Annotated in this window: 4 tRNA genes; all 4 read right to left on the bottom strand. The window is 50.3% G+C overall.

What is annotated here, in order from left to right:
* Positions 1 to 17: 17 nt before the first annotated feature.
* Positions 18 to 93: transfer RNA gene (locus tag KTHG_RS00355), tRNA-Ala, on the bottom strand.
* 3 nt (positions 94 to 96) lie between these two features.
* Positions 97 to 171: transfer RNA gene (locus KTHG_RS00350), tRNA-Gly, on the bottom strand.
* 16 nt (positions 172 to 187) lie between these two features.
* Positions 188 to 263 (bottom strand) — tRNA-His (locus KTHG_RS00345).
* A gap of 15 nt (positions 264 to 278) precedes the next feature.
* Positions 279 to 352: transfer RNA gene (locus KTHG_RS00340), tRNA-Trp, on the bottom strand.
* Positions 353 to 354 lie beyond the last annotated feature (2 nt).

Raw genomic sequence — 354 nt, 5'->3', positions numbered from 1 at the left:
ACATAAAAATATAAAATTGGTGGAGCCTAGCGGGATCGAACCGCTGACCTCCTGCGTGCAAGGCAGGCGCTCTCCCAGCTGAGCTAAGGCCCCATATGGAGCGGAAGACGAGGTTCGAACTCGCGACCCCCACCTTGGCAAGGTGATGTTCTACCACTGAACTACTTCCGCATATAAAAAATAAAAATGGGGCGACTGATGGGGATCGAACCCACGAATGCCGGAACCACAATCCGGTGTGTTAACCACTTCACCACAATCGCCATAATATAATTAATTGGCAGGGGCAGTAGGAATCGAACCCACACCAAAGGTTTTGGAGACCTCTATTCTACCGTTGAACTATGCCCCTGT

The sequence above is a fragment of the Kurthia sp. Dielmo genome (assembly GCF_000307285.2).
GTDB lineage: Bacteria > Bacillota > Bacilli > Bacillales_A > Planococcaceae > Kurthia > Kurthia populi.
This window is presented reverse-complemented; position numbering and strand designations above follow the sequence as displayed.